Annotated in this window: 20 protein-coding genes; 19 read left to right on the top strand and 1 reads right to left on the bottom strand. The window is 61.9% G+C overall.

From position 1 onward, the window contains the following. The first annotated feature begins 6 nt into the window (after window positions 1-6). From NPS58_RS05985 to NPS58_RS05900, 18 genes are all read left to right on the top strand, one after another. Window positions 7-1,086: an HlyD family secretion protein gene (locus tag NPS58_RS05985; RefSeq protein ID WP_274114404.1), complete on the top strand. Its 1,080-nt coding sequence runs from the start codon at window positions 7-9 to the stop codon at window positions 1,084-1,086. A 3-nt stretch (window positions 1,087-1,089) separates the two neighbouring features. Continuing rightward, window positions 1,090-3,852, top strand: coding sequence for a ribosome-associated ATPase/putative transporter RbbA (gene rbbA / locus NPS58_RS05980; RefSeq protein ID WP_274114403.1), 2,763 nt, complete (start codon window positions 1,090-1,092; stop codon window positions 3,850-3,852). A 1-nt stretch (window position 3,853) separates the two neighbouring features. Then, window positions 3,854-4,984, top strand: coding sequence for an ABC transporter permease (locus NPS58_RS05975; RefSeq protein ID WP_274114401.1), 1,131 nt, complete (start codon window positions 3,854-3,856; stop codon window positions 4,982-4,984). Window positions 4,985-5,033: 49 nt separating this feature from the next. Then, on the top strand, window positions 5,034-5,495 hold the full coding sequence (locus tag NPS58_RS05970) for a phasin family protein (protein ID WP_274114399.1): 462 nt from the start codon (window positions 5,034-5,036) through the stop codon (window positions 5,493-5,495). Beyond that, window positions 5,485-6,231, top strand: a complete 747-nt coding sequence (phbB, locus tag NPS58_RS05965; protein WP_274114397.1) for an acetoacetyl-CoA reductase — start codon at window positions 5,485-5,487, stop codon at window positions 6,229-6,231. The genes NPS58_RS05970 and phbB overlap by 11 nt, the downstream gene beginning before the upstream one ends. A gap of 85 nt (window positions 6,232-6,316) precedes the next feature. Beyond that, on the top strand, window positions 6,317-8,821 hold the full coding sequence (locus tag NPS58_RS05960; RefSeq protein ID WP_274114395.1) for a DUF3141 domain-containing protein: 2,505 nt from the start codon (window positions 6,317-6,319) through the stop codon (window positions 8,819-8,821). Continuing rightward, entirely contained in the window at window positions 8,818-10,239 is a 1,422-nt protein-coding gene (locus tag NPS58_RS05955) for a bifunctional enoyl-CoA hydratase/phosphate acetyltransferase (RefSeq protein ID WP_274114393.1), read from the top strand. Before NPS58_RS05960 ends, NPS58_RS05955 begins: the two co-directional genes overlap by 4 nt. Window positions 10,240-10,300: 61 nt before the next feature. Further along, complete coding sequence (locus NPS58_RS05950) at window positions 10,301-11,053, top strand: SDR family NAD(P)-dependent oxidoreductase (RefSeq protein WP_054667835.1); 753 nt, start codon at window positions 10,301-10,303, stop codon at window positions 11,051-11,053. 79 nt (window positions 11,054-11,132) lie between these two features. Beyond that, a complete protein-coding gene (locus NPS58_RS05945; protein WP_054668798.1) occupies window positions 11,133-12,371 on the top strand; it encodes an acetate/propionate family kinase in 1,239 nt (412 codons plus the stop codon). Then, window positions 12,368-13,570: a sodium/glutamate symporter gene (gene gltS / locus NPS58_RS05940; protein ID WP_068679683.1), complete on the top strand. Its 1,203-nt coding sequence runs from the start codon at window positions 12,368-12,370 to the stop codon at window positions 13,568-13,570. Before NPS58_RS05945 ends, gltS begins: the two co-directional genes overlap by 4 nt. 143 nt (window positions 13,571-13,713) lie before the next feature. Next, on the top strand, window positions 13,714-15,465 hold the full coding sequence (locus tag NPS58_RS05935; protein WP_083944494.1) for a PHA/PHB synthase family protein: 1,752 nt from the start codon (window positions 13,714-13,716) through the stop codon (window positions 15,463-15,465). A gap of 87 nt (window positions 15,466-15,552) precedes the next feature. Beyond that, the gene (locus NPS58_RS05930) at window positions 15,553-16,047 is read left to right on the top strand and encodes a universal stress protein (RefSeq protein ID WP_132978740.1); all 495 of its coding nucleotides are present in this window, start codon (window positions 15,553-15,555) and stop codon (window positions 16,045-16,047) included. After that, window positions 16,044-17,117: a lipid A deacylase LpxR family protein gene (locus NPS58_RS05925; RefSeq protein ID WP_132978739.1), complete on the top strand. Its 1,074-nt coding sequence runs from the start codon at window positions 16,044-16,046 to the stop codon at window positions 17,115-17,117. The genes NPS58_RS05930 and NPS58_RS05925 overlap by 4 nt, the downstream gene beginning before the upstream one ends. Window positions 17,118-17,320: 203 nt before the next feature. Then, a complete protein-coding gene (locus NPS58_RS05920) occupies window positions 17,321-18,217 on the top strand; it encodes a ribose-phosphate pyrophosphokinase (protein WP_003050021.1) in 897 nt (298 codons plus the stop codon). A 38-nt stretch (window positions 18,218-18,255) separates the two neighbouring features. Next, the gene (locus NPS58_RS05915; protein ID WP_274114381.1) at window positions 18,256-20,586 is read left to right on the top strand and encodes a xylulose 5-phosphate 3-epimerase; all 2,331 of its coding nucleotides are present in this window, start codon (window positions 18,256-18,258) and stop codon (window positions 20,584-20,586) included. A gap of 83 nt (window positions 20,587-20,669) precedes the next feature. Then, window positions 20,670-22,028 carry an MBL fold metallo-hydrolase RNA specificity domain-containing protein gene (locus tag NPS58_RS05910; RefSeq protein WP_274114379.1) on the top strand — a complete coding sequence of 453 codons (1,359 nt, stop codon included), beginning with the start codon at window positions 20,670-20,672 and terminating at the stop codon, window positions 22,026-22,028. Then, on the top strand, window positions 22,025-23,542 hold the full coding sequence (locus NPS58_RS05905) for a thymidine phosphorylase family protein (protein ID WP_274114377.1): 1,518 nt from the start codon (window positions 22,025-22,027) through the stop codon (window positions 23,540-23,542). Before NPS58_RS05910 ends, NPS58_RS05905 begins: the two co-directional genes overlap by 4 nt. Window positions 23,543-23,728: 186 nt before the next feature. Further along, entirely contained in the window at window positions 23,729-24,619 is an 891-nt protein-coding gene (locus NPS58_RS05900) for a LysR family transcriptional regulator (protein WP_003296540.1), read from the top strand. Between the two features lie 25 nt (window positions 24,620-24,644). Here the strand turns inward: NPS58_RS05900 and NPS58_RS05895 are convergent, their stop codons facing one another. Continuing rightward, window positions 24,645-24,938 (bottom strand): helix-turn-helix domain-containing protein, encoded by a 294-nt coding sequence (locus tag NPS58_RS05895; RefSeq protein ID WP_003296541.1) that lies wholly within the window; start codon window positions 24,936-24,938, stop codon window positions 24,645-24,647. Between the two features lie 102 nt (window positions 24,939-25,040). On the opposite strand from NPS58_RS05895, the gene NPS58_RS05890 reads away from it, so the two are divergent. Next, the gene (locus NPS58_RS05890; RefSeq protein WP_003296542.1) at window positions 25,041-25,682 is read left to right on the top strand and encodes a LysR substrate-binding domain-containing protein; all 642 of its coding nucleotides are present in this window, start codon (window positions 25,041-25,043) and stop codon (window positions 25,680-25,682) included. The last annotated feature ends 19 nt before the right edge of the window (window positions 25,683-25,701 follow it).

The following is a 25,701-nucleotide window of genomic DNA, read 5'->3' as shown; positions in this document are numbered from 1 at the left end:
GAACCTATGACTGTCTCACCCTCTCTCAAGAAAAAACTCCTGGTCGCTGCCGCTGCAGCGGTTGTTATCGCGCTGGCCTGGTGGGGCTGGACGGAGCTTGCCGACAGCGGACCCGGCGAAGGGTTCGTCAACGGCAATGGCCGCATCGAAGCCACCGAGATCGACATCGCCACCAAGCTTCCCGGTCGTATCGAAGACATCCTGGTGCGTGAAGGCGACTTCGTCGCGGCGGGCCAGCCACTGGCCAGGATGCAACTGGAGACACTTGAAGCGCAGCGCGACGAGGCCCTGGCCATGCGTCAGCAGGCTGAGCATTCGGTGACCGCGGCGCAGGCACAGGTGGCGCTGCGTGAAGCCGACGTGACTGCCGCCTTGGCTCTGGTTGGTCAGCGCGAGTCCGAACTGGACGCCGCGCAACGGCGCCTGACACGCTCCAGCACGCTGTCGAGTGAGGGAGCCGCCTCGATCCAGGAACTGGACGATGACCGGGCGCGCGTACGGGGCGCCCAAGCGACCCTCGCGGCCAGCAAGGCACAGGCCGCCGCTGCCCGCGCCGCGGTCGAAGCCGCCAGGGCGCAGCTTGTCGGCGCGCAGTCCAGTGTGTCCGCCGCTACGGCCAGTATCAGCCGCATCGAAGCCGACATCCGCGACAGCGAACTGCGGTCTCCGCGCGACGGACGGGTTCAGGTGCGTGTCGCGCAACCCGGTGAGGTGCTTGGAGCGGGCGGACGTGTCTTGAACCTCCTTGATCTGTCGGACGTGTACATCACCTTCTTCCTGCCCGAAACCGTGGCCGGCCGCGTTGCGCTGGGCTCGGAGGTTCGCATCATTCTGGATGCCGCGCCCGAGTATGTGATTCCAGCCACCGTTTCCTTCGTCGCCAGCGCGGCGCAGTTCACTCCCAAGACGGTGGAAACCGCCAGCGAGCGGCAGAAACTGATGTTTCGCGTGCGCGCGCAGATTTCGCAGGAGCTGCTGCGTGAACACCTGGACCAGGTCAAGACCGGGCTGCCCGGCGTGGCCTGGGTCAAGCTCGACGCCAGTGCCGAGTGGCCTCAAAACCTGTCCCTTCGCGTGCCGGAGTAAGGTATGAGCTACAGTGCGCAGCTCGCGACCGTTGCCAGTGCCCATCAGGTAAGCCTGCGCTACGGCGACGTCATTGCCCTGGATGGCATCGACCTGGACATTCCCGCCGGGCGGATGGTCGGCCTGATCGGCCCCGACGGCGTGGGCAAATCCAGTCTGCTCTCATTGCTGGCGGGTGTGCGCATCATCCAGGAGGGCACGGTCGAGGTGCTGGGTGGCGACATGGCCAGCAAGGCCCATCGCAATAAAGTGTGCCCGCGCATCGCCTACATGCCGCAGGGACTGGGCAAAAACCTGTATCCGACGCTCTCGGTCGAGGAGAATCTGCAATTCTTCGCGCGCCTGTTCGGTCATGGCGCCGCAGAGCGCCGCCAGCGGATCGATGAGCTCACCCAGGCCACTGGCCTGTTCAAATTCCTGGAGCGCCCGGCAGGCAAGCTGTCCGGGGGCATGAAGCAAAAACTCGGCCTGTGCTGCGCGCTGATTCATGACCCGGATTTTCTGATTCTCGATGAGCCGACGACTGGCGTGGACCCGCTGGCGCGCGCGCAGTTCTGGGATCTGATTGACCGTATCCGCGCCGATCGCCCCGGCATGAGCGTGATTGTGGCCACGGCCTACATGGATGAGGCCCAGCGCTTCGACTGGCTGGCCGCCATCGACGACGGCAAGGTCCTCGCCACCGGCACGCCGAAGGAATTGCTGGCAAGAACAGGCAGCCCGAACCTGGAAGAGGCATTCATCCGCCTGCTCCCGGAAGAGAAAAAGCGCGGACACCAAGCGGTAGTCATTCCCCCCTTGTCGGATGGCGGCGCGGACGATATCGCCATCGAGGCCAAAGGGCTGACCATGCGCTTTGGCGACTTCGTCGCCGTCGACAGCGTGTCCTTCCGCATCCGGCGCGGTGAAATCTTCGGCTTCCTCGGCTCCAACGGCTGCGGCAAGTCTACGACGATGAAGATGCTCACCGGGCTACTGCCGGCGAGCGAGGGACGAGCCTGGCTGTTCGGTCATGAGGTGGACCCGCATGACTTGGACACCCGCCGCCGCGTCGGCTACATGTCGCAGGCATTCTCGCTCTACAGCGAAATCACGGTACGCCAGAACCTGGAGTTGCACGCCAAGCTGTTCAGCGTGCCCCCGAAGGACATTCCGGGCCGCGTCGAAGAGATGGTGGAGCGCTTCGGCCTGGTGGAAGTCATCGACAGCTTGCCGGCCAGCCTGCCTCTGGGCATACGCCAGCGCCTGTCGCTGGCAGTCGCCATGGTGCACAAGCCCGAACTGTTGATTCTGGACGAGCCGACCTCCGGGGTCGATCCAGTAGCGCGCGATGCATTCTGGCGGCTGCTCATCGAGCTGTCACGTCGCGACCGGGTGACGGTCTTCATTTCCACCCACTTCATGAACGAGGCCGAGCGTTGCGACCGCATGTCGATGATGCATGCAGGCAAGGTGCTCGACAGCGATGTGCCTGCCAGACTGGTCGAGAAGCGCGGCGCCAAAACCCTTGAAGAGGCGTTCATCGGCTACCTCATCGAAGCCGAGGGCGGCACGGCCACCCCACCCAGCCAGCCCGAGGCCGCCCATCACGAGGAGCAGCCATCGGCGGCGCCCGCTGAACACGGTGGGCACCGCTCTGGCGGATTCAGCTTGCAGCGCATGTTCAGCTATCTGTGGCGCGAGACACTGGAACTGCAGCGGGACCCGGTCCGCGCCACCCTGGCGCTGGGCGGTTCGCTGCTGCTGATGTTCGTGATCGGCTTTGGCATCACCATGGACGTCGAGGATTTGAGCTATGCGGTGCTCGATCGCGACCAGACCACGCTTAGCCAGAGCTACACGCTGAACCTGGCCGGATCGCGCTACTTCACCGAGCACGCGCCGATCGTCGACTACGAGGACCTCGACCGGCGCATGCGCAACGGCGAACTGTCGCTGGCCATCGAAATCCCCCCTGGCTTCAGCCGCGATGTATTGCGAGGCCAGAACGTGCAGATCGGCGCCTGGCTCGATGGCGCCATGCCGCAACGCGCGGAAACCGTCCAGGGCTACGTTCAGGGCATGCACCAGCACTGGCTGCTGGTACAGGCCAGCGAGCGTGGCGGCGCCAGCGCAGCCGGCAATGCCAGCGTCGAGACGCGCTTTCGCTACAACCCCGATGTCAAGAGCCTGCCGGCCATGGTGCCGGCGGTGATTCCGCTGTTGCTGCTCATGCTGCCTGCGATGCTGACCGCGCTCGCGGTGGTGCGCGAGAAGGAGACGGGCTCGATCACCAATCTCTACGTGACGCCGGTCACGCGCATCGAGTTCCTGCTTGGCAAGCAACTGCCCTATGTCGGTCTGGCCATGGTGAACTTCCTGCTGATGAGCCTGCTCGCGGTCACCGTCTTCGGTGTGCCGGTCACGGGCAGCTTCTTCACCCTGTCGCTGGCCGCGCTGATCTTCTCCTTCGCCGCGACAGGCATGGGGCTGCTGGCCTCGGCCGTCACGCGCAGCCAGATCGCCGCCATGTTCTTTGCCATGATCGGCACCATCATTCCGGCCACCCAGTTCGCCGGCCTGATCGATCCCGTGTCCTCGCTTGAAGGCTCCAGCAAGTTCATCGGCGAGATCTACCCCGCCACGCACATGATCTCCATCAGCCGTGGCGTGTTCAGCAAAGCGCTCGGCCTGGCCGATCTGGCGGGGCCGTTGTGGTCGATGCTGCTGTCGGTTCCGGTGATTCTCGGTGCGGCCGTTTTGCTACTCAAGAAGCAGGAGCGCTGAGATGAGCGGAAGAAACGTTGCCAACATCTACGACCTCGGTGTCAAGGAGCTGTGGAGCCTTTGGCGTGATCCGATGATGCTCGTACTCATCGTCTATGTGTTCACCGCGTCGGTCTACACCTCGGCCACGTCCATGCCGGAGACGCTGCACAACGCGCCCATCGCCATCGTCGACGAGGATAATTCGGCGCTGTCCCAGCGGATTGCCTCGGCCTTCTACCCGCCGCAGTTCACGCCACCGGCCATGATCGACTATGGGGACGTGGACCCGGGCATGGATGCGGGGCTGTACACCTTCGCCCTGGTCATTCCGCCCAACTTCCAGCGTGACGTGCTGGCGGGGCGATCGCCCGCCGCGCAGCTCAATGTCGACGCCACCCGCATGAGCCAGGCCTTCACCGGCAGTGGCTATATCCAGCAGATCTTCACCGGTGAAGTCAATGAGTTCGTCAAGCGTTACCGCGGCACCGACGCGCCACCCGTGGATCTGGCCTTGCGCGCACGCTTCAACCCCGCACTGGACAAGGCCTGGTTCGGCTCGGTGGTGCAGATCATCAACCAGATCACGCTATTGTCCATCATCCTGACCGGCGCGGCGCTGATCCGGGAGCGCGAGCACGGCACCATCGAGCACCTGCTGGTGATGCCGGTCACGCCCGCGCAGATCATGCTCTCCAAGGTCTGGTCGATGGCCCTGGTCGTGCTGATCGCCTCCTTCCTGTCCCTCAATCTCATGGTGCGCGGCGTCCTGGGCGTTCCCGTCGAGGGTTCCATTGCGCTGTTCTTCGCTGGCGCGGCGCTCAGTCTGTTCGCCACCACCTCGATGGGCATCTTCATCGCCACCCTGGCGCGCAACATGCCCCAATTCGGCATGTTGATGATGCTCACCATCATGCCGCTGCAGATGCTTTCGGGTGGGTCTACCCCGCGCGAGAGCATGCCCGAGATCGTGCAGAACATCATGCTGATCGCACCCACCACCCATTTCGTGGAACTGAGCCAGGCCATCCTTTACCGGGGCGCGGGCCTGGAGACGGTATGGCAGCCGTTCCTGGCGCTGGCCCTGATCGGCACGGTGCTGTTTTTCCTGTCGCTGGCACGCTTTCGCAAAACGATCGGCCAGATGGCCTGATCGTCTGACCGCCCGATTGGGCATTTCAATCCAAGCAAGGAGTTTGACCATGAGCAATGAAACCATCCCCCTCAACCTCTTCAAGGCGAACCTGGAACTGCAACTGCGCCTGCAGCGCCTGATGCAGGAAAACGGCCAGCAATGGCTGGAGAACGCCACGCGCGCGGGCAGCGAAAACATTGCCGAGTCCGGCACTGAGATCGAAAGCCTGCTCAAGGCCCAGAACTGGCAGGAGTTGGCCACGCTGCCCGCGCAGGCCTTCTGGCGTCAGTTTCAGCACCAGATGGGTGGCGCGCAGGCACTAACGCAAGTCGCAATCAAGAATCAGACCACCTTCACCCAAGGCCTGCAGCAAGCCATTCAGGACTGGCAGAAATCGGTCACGCAGGCCGTAGGCCAGGCAGATGCGATATTGCCGTTCCAGGATATTTTCAAGCAATGGGGAGCGGTGTGGGTCGCTGCACAGCACAAGGACGCGCCAGCCAATACAGGAGGACACAATGCCGGCTGAGCAACGCACTGCACTGGTCACCGGCGGCAGCGGTGGCCTGGGCGAGGCCATCGCCCGAGCCTTGCACGATGTTGGCCATACCGTGCTCATCATCCACTCGCCAGGCAACACCAACATTGGCGCGTGGCTGGAAACCCAGGCAGGCGAAGGTTACAACTTCATCGCCTACGGCGCGGATGTGGCCGACCATGCCTCCTGCCAGGAGCTGGCCGGCCTCATTCATGCAGACGGTCACCACATCGACATTCTGGTCAACAACGCGGGCATCACGCGTGATGCTACGTTCCGCAAGCTGAGCTACGCCGATTGGGATGCGGTCCTGCGGGTCAATCTCGACTCCGTTTTCAACGTCACCCGGCCATTCATCGACGGCATGCTCGAACGCGGCTGGGGCAGGATCATCAACATCTCCTCCATCAACGGCTCCAAGGGGCAGTTCGGCCAGACCAACTACTCCGCCGCAAAAGCCGGCATGCATGGCTTCACTAAAGCCCTTGCGCAAGAGGTGGCGCGCAAGGGTGTGACAGTCAACACCGTCTCGCCGGGGTATCTGGATACGAAGATGGTGACGAGCATGTCGGAGGAAGTGGTCAAGCAAGTGACTGCCGGTATTCCCGTGGGTCGTCTGGGACGGCCTGAGGAAATCGCCGCACTGGTTGCATTCATCGCCAGCGAGTCTGCGGGGTTCATGACCGGCAGCAACGTGTCGATGAATGGTGGCCAGCACATGTACTGAGTGAGGAAGGGCCGGCAAGACGATGTGCCTGCGGCCCCTTTTCATTCAATTTTTCAGTTTCATCATAGACGGAGTGCCCATCGCCATGAATCAAGACACCACGACATCACCAACGGCCGCTTGGGGGCAGTTGCTGTGGGACCCGTTGCGACTATCGGCGATGGCAAACGAGTATGCAGTGGATGCCTGGCAGCGGTCCATTCTGTATGCCGACGTTCGCCGCCAACGCGGCAACCAGTACCAGGAGCATTTGCAGGAGCAGACGCCGAACGTACTCGACTTCGCCTCTGAGGTCATCATGTCCGGGCTGGACCTTCCGCAGCCGGTCAACTATGGCCTCGTACGTATCCTGCCGCCAGCCGACACGCCGAGCGATCCCCACAAGCGACCGTTCGTGGTGGTCGATCCACGCGCGGGCCACGGCCCAGGCATCGGCGGCTTCAAACCCGATAGCGAGGTCGGCGCGGCCCTCAAGGCTGGCCATCCCTGCTACTTCGTAGGCTTTCTGCCCGATCCCGTTCCCGGCCAGACCGTCGAAGACGTCATGCGCGCCGAAGCGGCCTTCGTGCGCAAGGTCGGCGAGCTGCACCCCGACAGCCGCGGCAAGCCCGCTGTCATCGGCAATTGCCAGGCGGGCTGGCAGATTCTGATGGCAGCCGCTGTCTGGCCCGAGCTGTTCGGGCCGATCATCGTAGCCGGCGCGCCGCTGTCCTACTGGGCCGGTGATAACCCGATGCGCTACGCGGGCGGCCTCACTGGCGGTAGCTGGTTGACGGCATTGACCAGCGATCTGGGCGCCGGCCGGTTCGACGGTGCCTGGCTGGTACAGAACTTTGAAAACCTGGACCCGGCCAATACGCTTTGGAGCAAACAGTACAACCTGTACGCCAATGTCGACACGGAAGGCCCGCGCTACTTGCAGTTCGAAAAGTACTGGGGCGGCCACGTCTTCCTGAATGACGTGGAGATGCAGTACATCGTCGATAACCTGTTCATCGGCAACAAGCTGAGCACCGCCCAACTGATGACATCCGATGGCGTGCGCATCGACCTGCGCAATATTCGCTCGCCGATCGTGGTGTTCTGCTCCTATGGGGACAACATCACCCCGCCGCCCCAGGCCCTGGGCTGGATCACCGACCTGTACCGCAACGACCTGGACGTGCTGGGACATGACCAGACCATCGTCTACGCTACCCATGACAGCATCGGACATCTGGGAATCTTCGTCTCCGGCAGCGTCGGGCGTAAAGAGCACCAGGAGTTCGCCGCCAACATCGACGTCATCGACGTGCTGCCGGCCGGTATCCACCGCATGCTGGTCGATGAAAATCCAGACGGGTCGCAGGAAGGCGAGCCGACCGGGAACGCCTACCTGACTCGGATCCAGCGCAGCAACATCGATGAAGTCCGTGAGATCGTCCGTCCCGACCCTGAGAACGATCGCCGGTTCGCCGCCGTTGCGCGGATCTCCGAGGTCAACCTGGCTTGCTACCGCAGCTTCGTGCAGCCATGGATGCGTGCCCTGGTCACGGACCAGGGTGCGAAGTGGCTGGAGCCGCTGCATCCGCTGCGCATGGGCTATGAATTGTGGTCTGACAGGCATCCGCTCGCCGCCGCAGTACATGAGGCTGCGCAACACGTGCGCGACCATCGTCAGCCCGTCTCCGAGGCCAACCCTTTCCTGCAACTGCAGGCGCAGTTTTCCACCGCCGTCGAACAGATGCTGGATCAATTCCGTGATTGCCGCGACCAGATCTACGCACAGGCGTTTGACACGCTGTACAGCCTGCCGCTGGTGCAGGCCATGACTGGACAGAGCCTGCACGACGATGCACCGCCGCGACCCCATCCCAGCGAGACGCCCGAGCATCGCCAGTATCTGGCGCAAGAGTTGACACGGCTCGAAGCGGATATTCACAGCGGCGGGATCACCGAAGCCTCCATACGGGCGCTGTTCTTTGTGCTGGCCGCGCGTGGCGAGGCCGACGGGCGGCACTTCCGGCGCGCAGAGGAACTCGCGCGCCCCCATTTGGCAAACGACTTCGACATGCAGGTCTTTCGCCACCTCGTTCGTCGGCAGGCTTTGCTCATGAGGCTCGACGAGGACGCCACGGTGTCCGCCATCCCCGGATTGCTCAACGGCATAGCGCCTGATGACATCCGCCAGGTGGCGGGAATGATCGTGCAAGTGATTGGCAGCGGCGGTGTGCTGTCCGCACAAGAACAAACCAGGCTGGAACAGGTTTCTACCTTGTTCGAGCAGGCCGAGCGCCAAGCGCAGGCGGCTTCGGCGCCCGCCGTGATAAGTCCCGCCACTGATACCTCCGCTACGGTCGTGGACGCGAAGTCGACAACCGCCATGCCACGCTCTGCCAGTGGCACATCCGCTGCGGTCGAGGATGCGAATGCGGCGCCAGCCATGCCGAGCTCCGCCAGTGACACCTCCGCTCCTGCCATAAACACGACCTCCAAGACATCCTCTCCAAAGCCTAAGGCGCCTCAGAAGAAAACTGCTACGCAGAAAACTGTGTCCAAGACGCCAGCCGCCCCGCGGACAAGTCAAACACGGCGAGGGAAAGGCAAATGACGACGTCCTCCGCACCGGTCGATGGCGCCGCCGACGCATTGCAGGTTCTGCGCAACCGCACCTTCGACGAGATCGCCATCGGCGACAGCGCCAGCCTCGAACGCGCGTTTTCGCCGCAAGACATCCACATGTTCGCGCTGCAATCGGGCGATGTGGATCCGGAATCTTCGGTGTCTTCGCCCTCGCGGGGCACCACGGAGGCCATTTGTGCAAACGTCCTGATCTCGGCTGTGCTGGGAACACGCCTGCCGGGGCCTGGAACCCAATATGTCAGCCAGAACCTGCGCTTGCTCGGAGCCGTTCGGCCCGGCGACAGGCTGACCGTGCAGATGCAGGTGAGCAGCAAAGACACGGCCACCCATCACGTCACGCTGGACTGCACCTGCACCAGCCAGGAGGGGGTGGCGGTTTTCCAGGGCCAGGTAGAGGTCGTAGCGCCCACTGAGCGCATTGAAAGAACGCGCACGGCGTTGCCGGAAATCCATCCGGATGCGCAGGGCCGCACAGGCCTGCAGCACCTGCTGGCGCATGTCGCGCACTTGCAACCGATTCGGGTAGCCGTCGCCCACCCCTGCGATGTCCCCAGCCTGTCCGCTGCGCTCGAAGCGCGCCACGCGGGGTTGATCGAGCCGGTGCTGGTCGGGCCACGAGGGCGGCTCGAAGCAGTCGCCACCGAGGCCGGGCTGGATCTGGCCGACGTCGCCATTGTGGACGTCCCGCACAGCCACGCCGCTGCGCAGCAAGCCGTCGCCTTGGCAGCCGCAGGTGAAGTCGAAGCCCTGATGAAAGGGAGCCTGCACACCGACGAACTGATGTCCGCGCTGGTTTCGGCAGCAGCGGGGTTGCGCACCAAGCGCCGGGTCAGCCATTGCTTCCTGTTGCAGACACCGGCCTATCCGCGCCCGTTCATCGTCACCGATGCGGCGATCAATATCGCCCCGAATCTGGAACAGAAGGCAGACATCATCCGCAACGCCATCGAGCTGGCACAGGTGATCGGCGTGCGCGAACCCAAGGTCGCGATCCTGGCCGCGGTCGAGACGGTCAGCCCGACGATGGCGGCCACGCTGGACGCTGCGGCGCTGTGCAAGATGGCCGATCGCGGCCAGATCACTGGCGGCCTGCTCGACGGGCCGCTGGCCTTCGACAACGCCGTCTCCATCGCCGCTGCGCGTATCAAGGGGATCGTTTCCGAGGTCGCCGGGCAAGCTGACATCCTCGTCGTGCCTGACCTGGAGAGCGGCAACATGCTTGCCAAGCAGTTGATCTTCATGGGCGGCGCAGCCAGCGCCGGGATCGTTCTTGGAGCCAAGGTGCCAGTCATTCTGACCAGCCGCGCCGACTCGCGTGATACACGCATCGCCTCATGCGCGATCGCACTGATGCTGGCCCACCACTATCGGCTGTCACCCCCTTGAGCCGACTTATCGGCAACTTATTAACCCCCTCTTTTTAATCCACCCCTTTGGAGGAAACACCATGCAGTACTCATTCTCTGGCCGCGTAGCCCTGGTCACCGGTGCAGGGTCTGGCATTGGCGAGGCCATTGCCCGGCTGCTTGCAAGCAACGGCCTGAATGTCGTCGTCTCCGATGTCAGCGCCGACAATGCGCAGCGCGTCACCAGCCTCATCAACGCCGAGGGCGGCCACGCCGTGGCCAACGTGGCCGACGTGGCATGCATCGATGAGGTCCAGGCTGCCGTGGCCTGCGCGGTCGATACGTTCGGCGACCTTCATTTTGCCGTCAACAACGCCGGTATCGGTGGCGACCAGAGCCCGGCGGGAGAACTGGACCCTGCCGCCTGGCGCCGGGTGATCGATGTCAACCTGAACGGCGTGTTCTATGGCCTGCGCCATCAGATTCCCGCCATCCTGCGCTCGGGAGGCGGCGCCATCGTCAACGTCTCCTCCATCCTGGGGGTGGTGGGCGACGCAGCGAACCCTGCGTACGTCGCAGCCAAACATGGCGTGACCGGGCTGACCCGCTCGGCAGGACTGGCCTATGCGTCCAAGGGAATCCGGATCAATTCGATTCATCCCGGTTACGTGCGTACGCCCATCCTGGATTTCCTGGATGAATCGGCCCTCCAGAAGGCCGTTGACCTGCATCCGATCGGTCGTCTGGGTACATCGGACGAAATCGCCCATGCCGTGGCGTTTTTGCTGTCGGAAGGAAGCAGCTTCCTTGTGGGCACCCAGCTCATCGCCGATGGCGGCTACACGGCGCGCTGAGTCTGAAGACGATGAGACAGCAGACACCCCCGCACACCTCGGCGAAGTCGCGCGGACGGCGCGCAGAGAGGACGACCTGATGGACGTCACCATGGCCCGCTCCGGGCGCCGCGAACACGGACTGATCCTTGTGCTGAACTGCGGTTCATCCAGCATCAAGTTTGCGGTGTTCGATTCCTCGGCCGCGCCACTGCCGCGTCAGGCATTGTGGAATGGCAAGGTGCAGGGAATCGGCGGCGCCAACCCGGATTTCGGAGAGACCGGAGTTGCGCCGTTCTCGATCGAACTGGACACGGCACATCCGTATCGCGCCGCACTGCGCCTCATCCGCGATCGTGTCAGCCGGCGGCTCGACGGCCGCCACGTAGGTACGGTCGCCCACCGTATCGTCCACGGCGGCAGCAAATACTCCATGCCCGTGCGCCTGGACGCAAATGTCCTGGCCGACCTCAAGGGCTACATTCCTCTGGCCCCGCTGCACCAGCCATTCGCGCTCGAAGCCGTGGAGATCCTGCTGCGGGAGCAGCCAGATCTGCCACAGATGGCTTGCTTCGACACGGCCTTCCACCACACTTTGCCCCAGGTCGAGAAGATCCTGCCGTTGCCCTATGCCGCATGGGAGCGCGGTCTGCGTCGGTACGGGTTTCACGGCCTGTCGTATGAGTACATGGCAGTGGCCTTGCCCGAACGCCATGGCGACGCCGCGTGCGGGCGCACCGTCGTTGCCCACTTGGGCAGTGGCGCCAGTCTGTGCGCCATGCAAGGACTCAAAAGCGTGGCCACCACCATGGGCTTCTCCGCGCTTGACGGCCTGATGATGGGCACCCGCACCGGCGCGCTCGATCCGGGTGCGGTGCTCTACCTGATGGAAGTCGAGAAGCTCTCACTGGAGCAAGTGGGGCGCGTCCTCTATCACGAGTCCGGCCTGCTCGGCGTTTCGGGAATCTCGGCCGAGCCGCGCGTCATTGTCGGGCACGAGAACGATGCAGGCGAAACGGGGGAGCGAGCGCGCTTGGCACTGGCCCTTTACGTGCGACGCATCGTGCGCGAGATCGGGGCCCTGGTCGCCGTGCTGGGCGGTCTGGACATGTTGGTGTTCACGGCGGGTGTCGGTGAACACAATGCGTTCATTCGCGAGCGCATCTGTGCGGCGCTGGGCTTTCTGGGCATTGCCCTGGATACCGACGCCAACGCCCGCCACGCGGCGAAGATTTCCAGCGACCACAGCCAGGTCATCGTGGCGGTCGAGCCCACCAACGAAGAGTGGATAGCCGCCAGCCACGCACTGTCCTGCCTGGACAGGGAGAAGGCGCGATGACGATCGATGCCTTCCATGGATTCACGCTCGCCATCGTGCTGTTGTTCGTGGGCAAGGGCCTGGTTGCGCGTTGGGGCATCTTGCGTCGATACAGCATCCCGGAATCCCTGGTGGGCGGCCTGGCCTGCGCCCTGGTTGTCTTCGCCCTGTACTACGGTGCGGGGATCGTCGTCAGTTTCGATCTCGAAGCGCGTGACGCGCTGCTGCTGTACTTCTTTGCGGCCATTGGCCTGGGTACCGACGCCCGCACGCTGCGCCATGGTGGGCGGCCCTTGCTGATCCTGTCGGGGTTGGCCATCGGGTTCATGGTGCTGCAGAACCTGGCCGGGATGGAGATGGCACGCGCCTTCGGCCTGGATCCGCGCGCCGGGCTGATGGTGGGATCGATTTCCCTGACCGGAGGCGTGGGCACCACCTTGGCCTGGTCCGATCACTTCGTTCAAAACCTCGGCATTGCGCAAGCGCAGGAACTGGGATTGGCAGCGAACATGATCGGCCTGATCGCGGCCTGCACCATCGGCGGCCCGATCGCAAGCCTGCTCATGCGCAGGCATCGGCTTCAAGCCGGAGACAGCGCCCTGGAAATTGGCACGCTGCACAGCAATGAGCAGCATGCCCGCCTGGACTACTACGGCGTGCTGCTGGCATTGCTCTGGCTCAACTTGGCCTTGATGCTGGGATACGGAATCAATGCCTTGGTAGCGCGTACCCCCGTCACGCTGCCCGCCTTTGTGGGCTGCCTGCTGGCCGGGATTCTCCTGCGCATGGTGGCCGACTGGATGAGGCCGAGTGGGGGCGGACGTCTATGGAACTGGCCGAGCATGCAGCCAGGCATTGCCCTGGTCTCCGATATCTCACTGGGCCTGTTTCTGACCATGGCGCTGATGGGACTCAGGCTCTGGGAGCTGCAGCCCGTGCTTGCCTTCATCACGGCGGCGATGCTGGTGCAGATTGCCCTGGTCATCGCATTCGTTTTGCTGATTGTTTTTCGGGCAATGGGCAAGGATTACCAAGCCGCCGTGGTGTGCGCGGGTTTCGGCGGTATTGCGCTGGGATCTACCGCCACTGCCATCGCCAACATGACGGCGGTGACTCGGGAGCATGGTGCGGCACGCGAGGCGTTCATTGTGGTGCCCCTGGTATGTGGGTTCGTCATCGATATTGCGAACGCACTGGTAATCAGCCTGATGGCCGGTTAGGCGAAGCGAAACAGCGGAGCGAGCTGGCAGATGGATACATCGCTGACGCGCTGGCGAGGCGTCGTCGCCCAGGAAATCGCAATCGACTCCCGTTTTCAAGCAAGGGGCTCTTTCTACTTGTGCAGAAATAGAGGTAATACGCTTTGACGAATAAAAAGAACGGCAATATCGACTCAGCCATCAATCCGAAGTTGGATGGGGATGCCCATGTCGCTTGGGCACAGGCTTGGTCGTCTATTTCGCCGGAGACATCGTTGCTCGCGTGGGTGGACTGGGCGAGCCATTTAGCAAACAGTCCTGGCAAGCAAGCCGAGCTTTTGGCGTTTGCAGCCTCCCTGTCCGAGCAATGGATGGCCGTATTGAAGAAGAATCGGGCCAACCCGAACCGGGGAGCCACCGCTCCTGACCGGTCACCTGTCAATGACCGCCGCTTCAACGATCCTGCATGGGATCAATGGCCCTACGACCTTTTCCGCAGTTCATTCGTCAATCAGACCAAATGGTGGGAGCAGGCCACGCAGGGGGTGTGGGGAGTGGATCCGAAACACCAACGCCTGCTGGCGTTTGGCGCCAAACAGTGGCTGGAAATGCTTTCGCCCGCCAACGCTGCGGTTTTCAACCCCGTTGTCCTGAAAAGAACCATCGCAGAGCAAGGCGCCAATCTAGCGCGGGGGACGTCCAACTTTCTCGACGACTTGCGTCGGCAACTATCCGGCCAGCCTCCCGCGGGAACGGAGAACTTCGTCGTTGGGCGCGACGTAGCGGTCACGGAAGGAAAAGTCGTTCTGAGAAATCGACTGATCGAACTGATTCAGTACACGCCCACTACCGAGAAAGTCCATCCCGAACCGATCATGATCATTCCTGCCTGGATCATGAAGTACTACGTACTGGATCTGTCACCGCATAACTCGCTGATACGGTATCTGGTTGCGCAAGGGCATACGGTTTTTTGCATCTCCTGGAGAAATCCGGATGCTGAGGATCGAGATTTGGGCATGGATGAGTACCTGGAGTTCGGCCTGCATGCAGCGCTGGACGCTGTGACTTCCGTTGTCCCCGGGCATGGAGTCCACGCGGCTGGTTATTGCCTGGGCGGAACGCTACTGGCCATTGGTGCTTCAGCCATGGCGCGTGATGGCGATACGCGGCTGGTGTCGGTAAGCCTGCTTGCCGCACAGACGGACTTCAGCGAACCGGGCGAGCTGAGTCTTTTCATCAACGAGAGTCAAGTGGCGCTGTTGGAAGCCAGCATGGCTCAAACCGGTTATTTGACCTCCGACCAGATGAGCGGAGCTTTTCAGCTACTGCGCTCCTACGATCTCATATGGTCTCGCATGATTGACGAATACCTATTGGGCGATCGCCGGCCAATGACCGACCTGATGGCTTGGAATGCCGATGGGACTCGCCTGCCCGCGAAGATGCATTCGCAGTATCTCCGACGCCTTTACCTGAATAACGATCTCAGCGCGGGGCGTTATCCCGTCACGGGTCGCCCCGTTTCAGTGGGAGACATCGCTGTGCCGGTGTTTTGCGTCGGCACTGCCTCGGATCATATTGCGCCTTGGCGCTCGGTTTACAAGCTGCATCTCCTGTCTTCGGCCGAGCTGACTTTCGTGCTGACCACTGGAGGACACAACGGCGGCATCGTGAGCGAGCCCGGCCGAGGTAAGCGCCAATATCAAATCCATACCCGCGCGGCCGGTGATGGATACATGGCGCCGGATGAGTGGCAAGCGACGATGCAGACGCATCCGGATTCCTGGTGGCCCGCATGGTCGGCGTGGCTGCGAGAGCGTTCCGGTGATGTTGTTGCGCCTCCGCTCATAGGTGCTGAATCCAGTGGATACCCCACTGTTTGCGACGCCCCAGGGGAATATGTACGCAACTGAATAAGCGCATACCGCGTCCGCTATTGCGACACGGTATACGCAATATCTGTTCGTCACCCCGTTTTACTCTGATAACTGGAGACATTCATGTACTCAAGAATCCTGGTTCCGCTCGACGGAAGTCCTACTGCCGATTTAGCGCTCCACCACGCTGCGGTGCTGGCACGCCTGAATGGCGCAACCATCGTCTTGCTGCACGTCATCGAGGAGATGAAGCACAGCAACGGCTTCGAGAGGCCGAGGATCTATATTGAAGAAGTGAGGCCGGGCTTCCTGGCGGCCGGGCAGAAGCTGCTGGACGAGGCGGCGCTGCGGCTGAGGCAGGGAGGCCTGGTGGTTGAGACCGTCCTTCTGGAAAGTAACGGCGAGCGCGTCTCGGTGCTCATCGCTCAGCAGGCACTGACTACTCAATGCGAGTTGGTGGTGTTGGGTACCCACGGACGCCGGGGCGTGGACAGGCTGCTGATGGGAAGCGATGCAGAGCAGCTCGCTCGCATCGCACCAGTTCCGGTGATGCTGGTGCGCCAGCCCCAATCGGTCATTGCGACTGCAACCCCTGGGCAGGGTGGCACGCCAGCGTGACGAAGGTTCAGTCCACCGACCAAACTGAATGGAGGCTGAAAGTCGCAGCCCCCTTGCTGCTGCTATTGCTGAGCGCCTCCGCACAGGCCCAGTCCTGCCACCAGGACAACCCGCTGCGCTCAACGGGAACGCTCAATCTGCGGATCGACAACGACATGTTCGGCGGCATTGGACAAGACCAAGGGTACTCCAACGGGTTTCTCGTCAGCTGGGTCTCCCCCAACCTTGTGGACTATCGCGATGACCCTTGCCTACCCCGTCTCGTCCGTGGGCTGAATCGTTTTCTCACGGTGCTGCAACCCGAGGGTTTTGACGAACAGAACATGACCATCGGCTTCGGGCAGATGATGTACACCCCGAACGACAAAACGCGCAGCGATCTCATCAAGGATGATCGTCCTTTCGCGGGCGCCTTGATGTTGAGCCTTGGCTATAACGCGAGGCGGGGCGATACGCTGCGCACTTCGCAACTCCGCGTGGGGGTGGTGGGGCCCTCCTCCCAGGCCAGGCAAGTCCAGAACTGGTGGCATGACACCGTCGGAGTGGACAGATTCAATGGCTGGAGACATCAACTGCGCGACGAACCCGTGCTGCAGTTGCTCCACGAACGCCGAACACGAGTCATCAGGCAAGAAAACGTCAGCGGTTGGGGTTGGGATCTGACCCGCCACTGGGGCGGCAGCTTGGGCAATTTCGCCACCTACGCGAATGTCGGCGGAGAACTGCGCTATGGCCTACGCCTGCCGGACGACTTAGGCACCGCACCGCTGCGCCCGGCTGGAGAAAACACCTCGCCCGTGCGTAAGACCGCTGGCAGCAACTGGAACGGGCACCTGTTCGTGGCACTCGACGGTCGCTGGGTTTTGCACGACATCACGTTGGACGGCAATACGTTCAAGTCCAGTCATAGTGTTGATAAACGGCCATTCGTGGCTGATGTGGGCTATGGCATCGCGATGACTCAGGGCAACTGGCGCATCGCGATAGCCCGCTACCACCGCACCCGCGAATTTCGTGGACAAAAGGAAATCCCGGTCTACGGAACGATCACCGTAGGACGGCGATTCTGATGCAGATCGATTCCTTGAACGCCATGCAAGCCACTCTGTTGCTGTTCATGACAAGAGCCTGGTTGCTTGTGGAGCTACCACGTCGACGCAGTACTGCCAATGCCGTCGTCATTAGCCAGTTGGCAAGGTGAACACAGCGAGCTGAACGATAAGGCACCCGCGCTCGATAAGAGACCAAGGACAACAAATAAGGAGATAAATGGATGCAACGACTCACCCTGGCCCTACCCGGCAATGAAGATCTGGCCCGCGGCATCGCGCAGGCATGCGGCAGCGAAGCCGGCCGCATCGAAACGCGCCGATTCCCCGATGGCGAGAGCTATGTCCGGTTGCATGGCGAACCTGCCGATCGGATCGTGGATGTGATTTGCACGCTGGCCCATCCTGATCCGCAGTTCCTGCTTCTGGCTTTTGCCGCTGACGCGGCGCGCGAACTTGGCGCGCAAGAGGTGAACCTGATCGCACCGTATCTGGCCTACATGCGCCAGGACAAGCGATTCCATGACGGAGAAAGCGTGACGTCGCGGTCCTTCGCACGTCTGGTCTCATCGACCTTCGACAAGCTGCTCACGGTGGATCCGCATCTGCACCGCTATCCGACACTATCAGCGGTCTACACGATCCCCACCATCACCTTGCATGCCGCACCACTGCTGGCCGACTGGATCGCGAATCATGTCGAAGAACCTTTGATCGTGGGCCCCGACGAGGAAAGCGAGCAGTGGGCCGGCGCCATCGCGTCCCGCATCGGCGTACCGCACGCTGTGCTTCGCAAGACACGCCATGGCGATCGCAGCGTGGACATCGATGTTCCCGACCTGTCGATCTGGCGCGGCAGAACGCCGGTGCTTGTGGACGACATCGCATCATCAGGCCGCACGCTCGCCGTCGCGGCGCGCAAGCTCGCCGAGCAAGGAATGCGCAAGCCGGAGTGCGTAGTGGTGCATGCCCTGTTCGCCGAGGATGCCTGGGCCCAATTGACACCGTTGTTTGCCCGAATTACGTCCACCGACGCAGTACCGCATCCGAGCAACCGGATTGGTCTCGCTTCGCTGATTGCCGACGCTCTCTCTAGCGGGAAAACCGATCCGCGAGGCTGATCTTTTTATCGATCCAACTATTTTCAAGGAGACCTGAAATGTCCTCTCAAGCTAACCTCGCAACCGATTGGCGTGCTGGTTACGGGCCCATCGCGCACAGGTCTGAAACCATCGAACGTATGCAGGCCCTAGTGCAACGTCTGGTCGCGCAAAGGCGTATAGCAGACGAAGCCTCGGCCCATGCGCTGCTGGCTGCAGCCGACCGGGTGGCCTGCACGGCCATGAGCGTAGTGGCGCATATGACCTATGCCCGGCGCATCGACCGAAGCGGCTGCCCACTGGGCTCCGATGATTTCAAACAAACGCCCGAAGGCCACACCGGCGGCTCGCTCAACATGGTGCCAGCCTTCGTGGGTTATCTGTTGGCCAACGCGCTGACCGGGACGACACGCGGCTGGCTCATGGGGCAGGGGCACTGCGTGGCCGCGATCGAGGCGGTGAACGCACTGACCGGCGATGTATCCGCCGCCCAGCGTGGACGCTACGACCGCAGCGAGGCGGGCCTGTCGCGTTTGATCGGGGACTTCTACTCCTATGCCATCGATAAGCAGGGTCGGCCCGCGGTACCGCTGGGTAGCCATGCCGGGCCGAACACGGCCGGCGCGATCTCCGAAGGCGGCTATCTGGGGTTCGCCGGGCTGCAGTATGTGCACACGCCGTTGCCGGGAGAAAGCCTGGTGGCATTCCTCAGTGATGGCGCTTTCGAGGAACAACGTGGCTCGGACTGGGCGCCGCGCTGGTGGCGCGCCGAGGACTGCGGCTTCGCCATCCCGGTCATGATTCTCAACGGACGGCGCATCGAGCAGCGCACCCAGATCGTGCAGGAAGGTGGCGCTACCTGGCTGGCCGAGGACCTGCGCCACAACGGCTTCGATCCGGTCATCGTTGATGGACGTGATCCGATGGCGATCGCATGGGCCATTGTTGAAGCCGAAGACACGCTGAGCGCCTTCGCCGCACGCTCGGATCGGCGCTATCCGGTCAAGCTGCCCTACGTGATCGCCGAGACGGAGAAAGGTTTTGGCTTCCCGGGCGCGGCGACCAATGCCGCCCACAACCTGCCGCTGAACGGCAATCCGCGCGAGGATGCGCAGGCACGCGAGGCCTTCAACGCAGGGGCTGCGGCGCTGTTCGTGCCCGAGAGCGAACTGGAAAACGCGCTCACCGTCCTTGCGAATCACGGCCAGAGCCAGCGCTCGCGCGAAAGCGAGCACCCCATGGCCCTACGCCATCCAGCGAGCCCTCATCTGCCGATGCCGGCCTGGGCGCCAACTGAGGTATCGGGCAGCGCCATGTCTTCACTGGATCGTTGGTTCGTGAAACTGGCGCAGGCAAATCCACAGTTGCGCGTCCGGATCGGCAATCCCGATGAACTGGCCAGCAACAAGATGGGAGCCACACTGGCACTGCTCAAGCACCGCGTCAACGTGCCCGAACCCGGCGTCCCGGAATCGACGCATGGCTCGGTGATCACCGCACTCAATGAAGAAGCCGTTGCGGCCGCCGCCCTCGCCAACAAAGGGGGGCTGAACCTGATCGTCAGCTACGAGGCATTCGCGGTCAAGATGCTTGGATTGATGCGCCAGGAGATCATCTTCGCGCGTCGGCAGAAGGAGCTGGGCCAGCCGCCAGGCTGGATCTCCGTCCCGCTGATCGTCACATCCCACACCTGGGAGAACAGCAAGAACGAGCAGTCACACCAGGACCCGACCATTGGCGAAGCATTGCTAGGGGAAATGTCGGACACCGCACGCGTGTTGTTCCCGGTGGATGAAAACACGGCGTGCGCCGCGTTGCGAGCGGTCTACGCCAGCCGCGGCCAAGTGGCTTGTGTGGTGGTCTCCAAGCGCGACACGCCGAATCACTTCAGTGCCGCCGCGGCTCAATCGCTGATCGAGCATGGAGCAGCCCATGTAGCCGGCGATCCGTCCACCGCACAACTGCAATTCGTAGCGATTGGCGCCTACCAGTTGGAGGAAGCGCTCAAAGCCCATGCCCGCCTGGAGCACCATGGGCTTGCGTCGTGCATCACCGTGGTGGTCGAGCCCGGCCGTCTACGCATTCCGCGAGACGAACTTGAGGCCGCCTTCGTGCTCGGTGACGAATCCCTGCAAGCGCTCTTCCCGCCTCACCTGCCGCGCGTGTTGATAAGCCATACCCGCCCTGAGCCGATGCTGGGCGTGCTTCGCCGCATTGACAGCGGCCCTTCGAAGACGCGGGCTTTGGGCTACATCAACCACGGCGGCACCCTCGATGTGGCTGGAATGCTGATCGCCAATCGATGCACCTGGGTGGATGCCATCTATGCCGCTGCGCAAGTGACCGGCTGGAACAGTTCGCAGGCTGCTGCTGCCGCGACCGACGCGTGAATTTCAAGTGGTTCTGACACGGTCCGCAGTGACCGCGCCAGCTCCTGATTTCACAACCCACCAACAAGCGAGGAGACAACTTCATGCTCTCACTGACCAGCCTGGGCGGTGCCGGTACCGTCACCGGCTCCAAACACCTGATCACATATGGCAGTACCCGCATCCTGATCGACTGCGGACTTTTCCAAGGACTGAAGAACCTGCGCGAGCTGAACTGGCAGCATCTTGTCGTTGAGTCCAAGGACATCGATGCGGTTGTACTGACGCACGCGCACCTGGATCATTGTGGATATCTCCCCCGATTGGTGCTGAACGGGTTCCGCGGGAAGATTTTCTCGACGCCAGCCACACGGGACGTCGCCGAACTCATCCTGCTCGACAGTGCTTGGTTGCAGGAGAAGGATGCCGAGTTCGCCAACCGGAAGGGATTTTCCAAGCACAAGCCAGCCCTTGCCCTGTATCGGGTCCGAGATGCCGAACGCACGCTCTTGCAGTTCAAGCCCGTGCCACTGCATCAGGAGACGGTATTGCCGGGCGGTGCACGCCTGGTTCTACGCAGGGCCGGCCACATTCTTGGAGCGGCGACGGCGCAGATCGACATCGGCGGCAAGCGTTTGGTGTTCTCCGGCGACCTGGGCCGCTATGACGATGCGGTCATGCCTGATCCTGAACCCGTCACGGAAGCGGACTACATCATCATCGAGTCCACCTATGGCAATCGTCATCATGACCGTTCCGATGCCGTCGAAGCGCTAGGCGACATCATCGAGCGTACGACTCGCCGCGGAGGCACCGTAGTGATTCCCGCTTTTGCCGTAGGACGCGCGCAGTCGTTGATCTATGACCTATGGCTGTTGCGACAGCGCGGTCGGCTCCGCAACGTGCCCGTCTATCTGGACAGTCCCATGGCCACCAGCGCAACTGCGCTGCTGCACCGCCATGCCGACGACCACAAGCTCGCTCAACACGATTTCGAGACGGCATTCTCAGAAGTCACATACGTGCGCGACGTTGAAGAGTCCAAGGCGCTATCGGCGAATCGCTACCCCAAGGTGATTATTTCCGCCAGCGGCATGGCCACCGGCGGCCGCGTGCTGCATCACATAGAAGCGTTTGGCGGCAGTCATCAGAACACGCTGCTGTTCTCTGGATTCCAAGCAGCAGGTACGCGCGGACGCAAGCTGCTTGAGGGCGCTCGCGAAGTCAAAATTCATGGGCGCTGGATGCCGATCAAGGCGGAGGTCGCCGAGCTTGCGATGTTGTCGGCTCATGCCGACAGCGATGAACTGATGCGTTGGCTGGGCGGCTTTACCCGGGCGCCGGAAGGGGTGTTCATTGTTCATGGTGAATCCAATGCCTCCGAGGCGCTGCGCGAACGTATTCAGCGCGAACTCAAATGGCACGCATCGGTGCCCATGCAAAACCAGGAGTTCGCCCTGTGAGTGCCCGCATCACGCCCCAGACACCCGCCTTGCAAGCATTGCGCATGCGACTGCATGCCCAGCATCAACCCGTCGTCTTGATGCGGACCGACTGCCATGTCTGCCGTGCCGAAGGGCTGGCACCGCGGTCACAGGTACTGATCATTGCCGGCGACCGCACTGTGCAAGCGCTACTGTACCAAATCGACAGCGATCTGCTCAAAACCGGACAGATCGCTCTGTCCGAGGCCGCCTGGGATGCCCTGGACATTCATGAGGGCGATCTTGTGCAGGTTCGGCATCCTCCGCTGCTCGAATCGTTGTCGGCCGTGCGTGCGCGAATTCACGGCCACCGACTGCAAACGACGGAGTTGCAGGCGATCGTCCGTGATGTGGTCGATGGTCGCTATACCGATGTCGCACTTTCGGCCTTCCTGACCGCAACGGCGGTACTGCCTCTGGATATGCAAGAGACCATCCATCTCACCCGTGCGATGGTCGATGTCGGAGATCGCCTGCAATGGCAGGCTCAGATTGTTGTGGACAAGCATTGTGTGGGCGGATTACCGGGAAATCGCACCACGCCGTTGGTGGTTGCCATCGCCGCAGCCAATGGATTGGTGATGCCCAAGACCTCATCACGCGCCATCACCTCTCCCGCTGGCACGGCGGACACCATGGAAACGCTGGCTCCTGTAGACCTGGACCTGGATACGCTCAGAAAGGTCGTGGAGAAAGAGGGTGGATGCGTGGCGTGGGGCGGCGCGATGCACCTCAGCCCCGCGGACGACATCTTCGTGCGTATTGAGCGTGAACTGGATATCGACACGCAAGGACAACTGATTGCCTCGGTGTTATCCAAGAAGATTGCAGCAGGGGCGACCCACATCGTGATCGATATTCCGGTTGGGCCAACCGCAAAAGTCCGCAGCCGGGAAACTGCCGAGCATCTTGCGCATCACCTTTCGGAAGTCGCCGCGTCATTTGGCCTTGTATTGCGTTGCCTGTTTACAGACGGGAATCAGCCTGTCGGCAGAGGTATCGGCCCGGCGTTGGAGGCGCGCGACGTGTTGGCCGTATTGCGCAACGAGGCGGATGCGCCGCAAGACCTATGTGACCGCGTGGCGTTGGTCGCGGGTGCGGTACTTGAGCTTGGCGGCGTCGCCAAAGAAGGGGATGGAATTCGATTGGCTCACGAGACGATCAGCAGTGGCCGCGCCTGGGAAAAATTTCAGAGGATCTGTGCCGCTCAGGGGGGATTTCGTGAGCCACCCCAAGCTCTTTACGTCGAACCGCTTTTGGCAACCACTACGGGACGAGCAGTACACATCGACAACCGGAAACTTTCCCGTTTAGCCAAATTGGCCGGAGCGCCAGAGAGTTCGGCCGCAGGGATTCAGTTGCAGGTTCGCCTAGGGGACGAGGTAACAAGCGGGCAACCATTGATGTTTTTGCATGCGCAAACGTCTGGAGAGATGGCCTATGCACTCGCATACGTACATGACATTGGTGACATTGTAAATATTGAACCGTAGCGCCGTAGATATACAGGGCTCTTGAATGCTCAGTCAAACACAGCCCGGCCTCTCGTTTGGAAAAGTTGAACGCCTACATCTCGTGCTCAAAGAGCATATGCAAAAAACATCGCCTAGAAGTTTTCAACCTGCATAGCGTGGAGCAAATAGAAGGAGGTCGTCAGCGTCTGAATAGGAACATTGCTCATGGAACTGCGACACCTGCGTTGCTTTATCGTTTTGGCCGAAGAGCTTCATTTCACACGGGCCGCTGAGCGCCTGCATATAGAGCAATCCCCCTTGTCTCGAACTATCAAAGAGCTTGAGGACGAGCTAGGGGTTGTGCTCTTCGATCGGAATCGCCGGGGCACAGCGCTGACCCCTGCTGGCGCCGCCTTCTTACAGGACATCCGCAGGCTGTTCACTGTCCTGGAGCAGGCACAGGAGAACGTTCGAGCGGTCGCAGCAGGCTTGCGAGGGAACCTGCGCATTGCCGTCTCCGATGGTGCGACCGACCCTCGGCTCTCGGCGTTTCTGGCCCGTTGCCGCGCCGAGGAGCCGGAGGTCGAGATACGTCTGTCCGAAGTGCCTTTGGCCGAGCAATTGCGCGGCTTACGATCAGGCGACTTCACGATCGGGTTCGCGCACACCGCCGACGTCGGTGATGGCATTGTTGCGGAACCGATCTGGCGAGACCCGCTGGTGCTTGCTGTGCCAGCCCGGCACGAGTTGCTCGCCCACAGGGAGGTTCCACTTCATGAACTCGGGAGCCACCCGCTCGTCTTGTGCGATCCACAGGTGTGCGAGGGGTACTGCCACCAACTGGCACAGCTCCTGCAGCCTCTGGAGCACAAGCCGAATGTCGTTGAGCACGCGTCCTCGCTGGACATGATGCTCACCCTTGTCGGTGCAGGCTACGGCGTCGGCTTCACAACGACGACCAGGATCGCTGGCTACCAGCGTCCGGATGTTGTGATCCGTCCCTTGGCGATGGAATCCGCAGTCATCACTACCTACTTGCTTTGGTCCGAAAACAGCAGTATGTCGGTTTCGCTGGAGCGATTCATCGCTCGCCTACGCGACCGTTTGGGCGACTGACGGCGCCATCCGCAGACGGCCAATCTCAAGAATCGGTGCCTGAACCAAGGTTGCGCTCTGTTACAGCCATCAGTTCGGCAGCACTTATCCCGAGCGCGGCGGCAATTTTCAGTATCAGAGCCAGCGTAGGCATATGCTCTCCACGCTCGATCTTGCCCATGTGCGAGCGCGCGACCCCAGCCAAGCCTGCCAGCTTTTCCTGACCGACTCCTTGTTCCAGGCGTGTGGCACGCACCGCTTTTCCGAAGGCCAGCGCTGGCTCGGCTTCAAATGTGGTTGTGCCTGGGGGACGGCCTTGTGAAATTGGACGCTTCTGCATTGACAGAAGCGTCGATCAGCCAAGAGAATTTAACCACGTTAAACTTAACTCATTGCTATCATATTGGGTTATTTTTTGACCCGATAGCTTCGTGGGGCTCTCATGCACGACGCCACAAACCGGTTGTCCCATTTCAAGCTCGCGATAGCGCCTGGTGTGCCGTCATCACGTCTCTCTAAGCTGCTTGCGCTGCAGCGCGCGGAGGAACCGGAAGTCACCATCGCGTTTTTCGAGGTCACGGCGGACGATCTGGTGGCAGGGCTTCGTGAAGGCCGTTACGACGCAGGGATGTCGCTTCAGGGCTTGGCCGATCCATCCCTGAGCAGTCAGCCCCTGTGGAGCGAAAGCATGGCCGTTGCCCTGCCGTTGCGGCTCCCTTTGCTGGATCAGGCAACGCTCACAATTGCCGGGTTGCAGGACTACATGGTGTTTCGCTGGCAAGCAGAGGCCTGTCCCTTACTGGATCAGAGGTTGTCCTCCTTCCTACCGGAAGACCAACGGAACATTCGGTACATGACTTCGTTCGAGCTGCTGGCTCTATGGGTGGCGGCGGGCTATGGCGTCGGCTTATCCGCGCAATCGCACATCGAGCATGCTCATGGATGGGGAATCAGCATGCGACCACTCTCTGATGGTCCCTACGAAATCGTGACGCACCTGCAGCGTCCCCACGGGCCAGCCAATTCTGTTTCTGAGCGGTTCGAGCGCAGAGCACTGCAGATTGCCAAGGCTGGCGCAGCCTGATCCCGAGCCTGGCGACCGG

The sequence above is a fragment of the Pseudomonas putida genome (assembly GCF_028682455.1).
Lineage (GTDB): Bacteria > Pseudomonadota > Gammaproteobacteria > Pseudomonadales > Pseudomonadaceae > Aquipseudomonas > Aquipseudomonas putida_AA.
The sequence above is the reverse complement of the archived record's forward strand: the minus strand, read 5'-3'. Positions and strand labels throughout refer to the sequence as shown.

What these genes read in the sequence shown, in the direction of transcription:
- NPS58_RS05985 (WP_274114404.1), top strand. Translation starts at nt 7, where the DNA reads ATGACTGTCTCACCCTCTCTCAAGAAAAAACTCCTGGTCGCTGCCGCT.
- rbbA (WP_274114403.1), top strand. Translation starts at nt 1,090, where the DNA reads ATGAGCTACAGTGCGCAGCTCGCGACCGTTGCCAGTGCCCATCAGGTA.
- NPS58_RS05975 (WP_274114401.1), top strand. Translation starts at nt 3,854, where the DNA reads ATGAGCGGAAGAAACGTTGCCAACATCTACGACCTCGGTGTCAAGGAG.
- NPS58_RS05970 (WP_274114399.1), top strand. Translation starts at nt 5,034, where the DNA reads ATGAGCAATGAAACCATCCCCCTCAACCTCTTCAAGGCGAACCTGGAA.
- phbB (WP_274114397.1), top strand. Translation starts at nt 5,485, where the DNA reads ATGCCGGCTGAGCAACGCACTGCACTGGTCACCGGCGGCAGCGGTGGC.
- NPS58_RS05960 (WP_274114395.1), top strand. Translation starts at nt 6,317, where the DNA reads ATGAATCAAGACACCACGACATCACCAACGGCCGCTTGGGGGCAGTTG.
- NPS58_RS05955 (WP_274114393.1), top strand. Translation starts at nt 8,818, where the DNA reads ATGACGACGTCCTCCGCACCGGTCGATGGCGCCGCCGACGCATTGCAG.
- NPS58_RS05950 (WP_054667835.1), top strand. Translation starts at nt 10,301, where the DNA reads ATGCAGTACTCATTCTCTGGCCGCGTAGCCCTGGTCACCGGTGCAGGG.
- NPS58_RS05945 (WP_054668798.1), top strand. Translation starts at nt 11,133, where the DNA reads ATGGACGTCACCATGGCCCGCTCCGGGCGCCGCGAACACGGACTGATC.
- gltS (WP_068679683.1), top strand. Translation starts at nt 12,368, where the DNA reads ATGACGATCGATGCCTTCCATGGATTCACGCTCGCCATCGTGCTGTTG.
- NPS58_RS05930 (WP_132978740.1), top strand. Translation starts at nt 15,553, where the DNA reads ATGTACTCAAGAATCCTGGTTCCGCTCGACGGAAGTCCTACTGCCGAT.
- NPS58_RS05920 (WP_003050021.1), top strand. Translation starts at nt 17,321, where the DNA reads ATGCAACGACTCACCCTGGCCCTACCCGGCAATGAAGATCTGGCCCGC.
- NPS58_RS05915 (WP_274114381.1), top strand. Translation starts at nt 18,256, where the DNA reads ATGTCCTCTCAAGCTAACCTCGCAACCGATTGGCGTGCTGGTTACGGG.
- NPS58_RS05910 (WP_274114379.1), top strand. Translation starts at nt 20,670, where the DNA reads ATGCTCTCACTGACCAGCCTGGGCGGTGCCGGTACCGTCACCGGCTCC.
- NPS58_RS05900 (WP_003296540.1), top strand. Translation starts at nt 23,729, where the DNA reads ATGGAACTGCGACACCTGCGTTGCTTTATCGTTTTGGCCGAAGAGCTT.
- NPS58_RS05895 (WP_003296541.1), bottom strand. Translation starts at nt 24,938, where the DNA reads ATGCAGAAGCGTCCAATTTCACAAGGCCGTCCCCCAGGCACAACCACA.
- NPS58_RS05890 (WP_003296542.1), top strand. Translation starts at nt 25,041, where the DNA reads ATGCACGACGCCACAAACCGGTTGTCCCATTTCAAGCTCGCGATAGCG.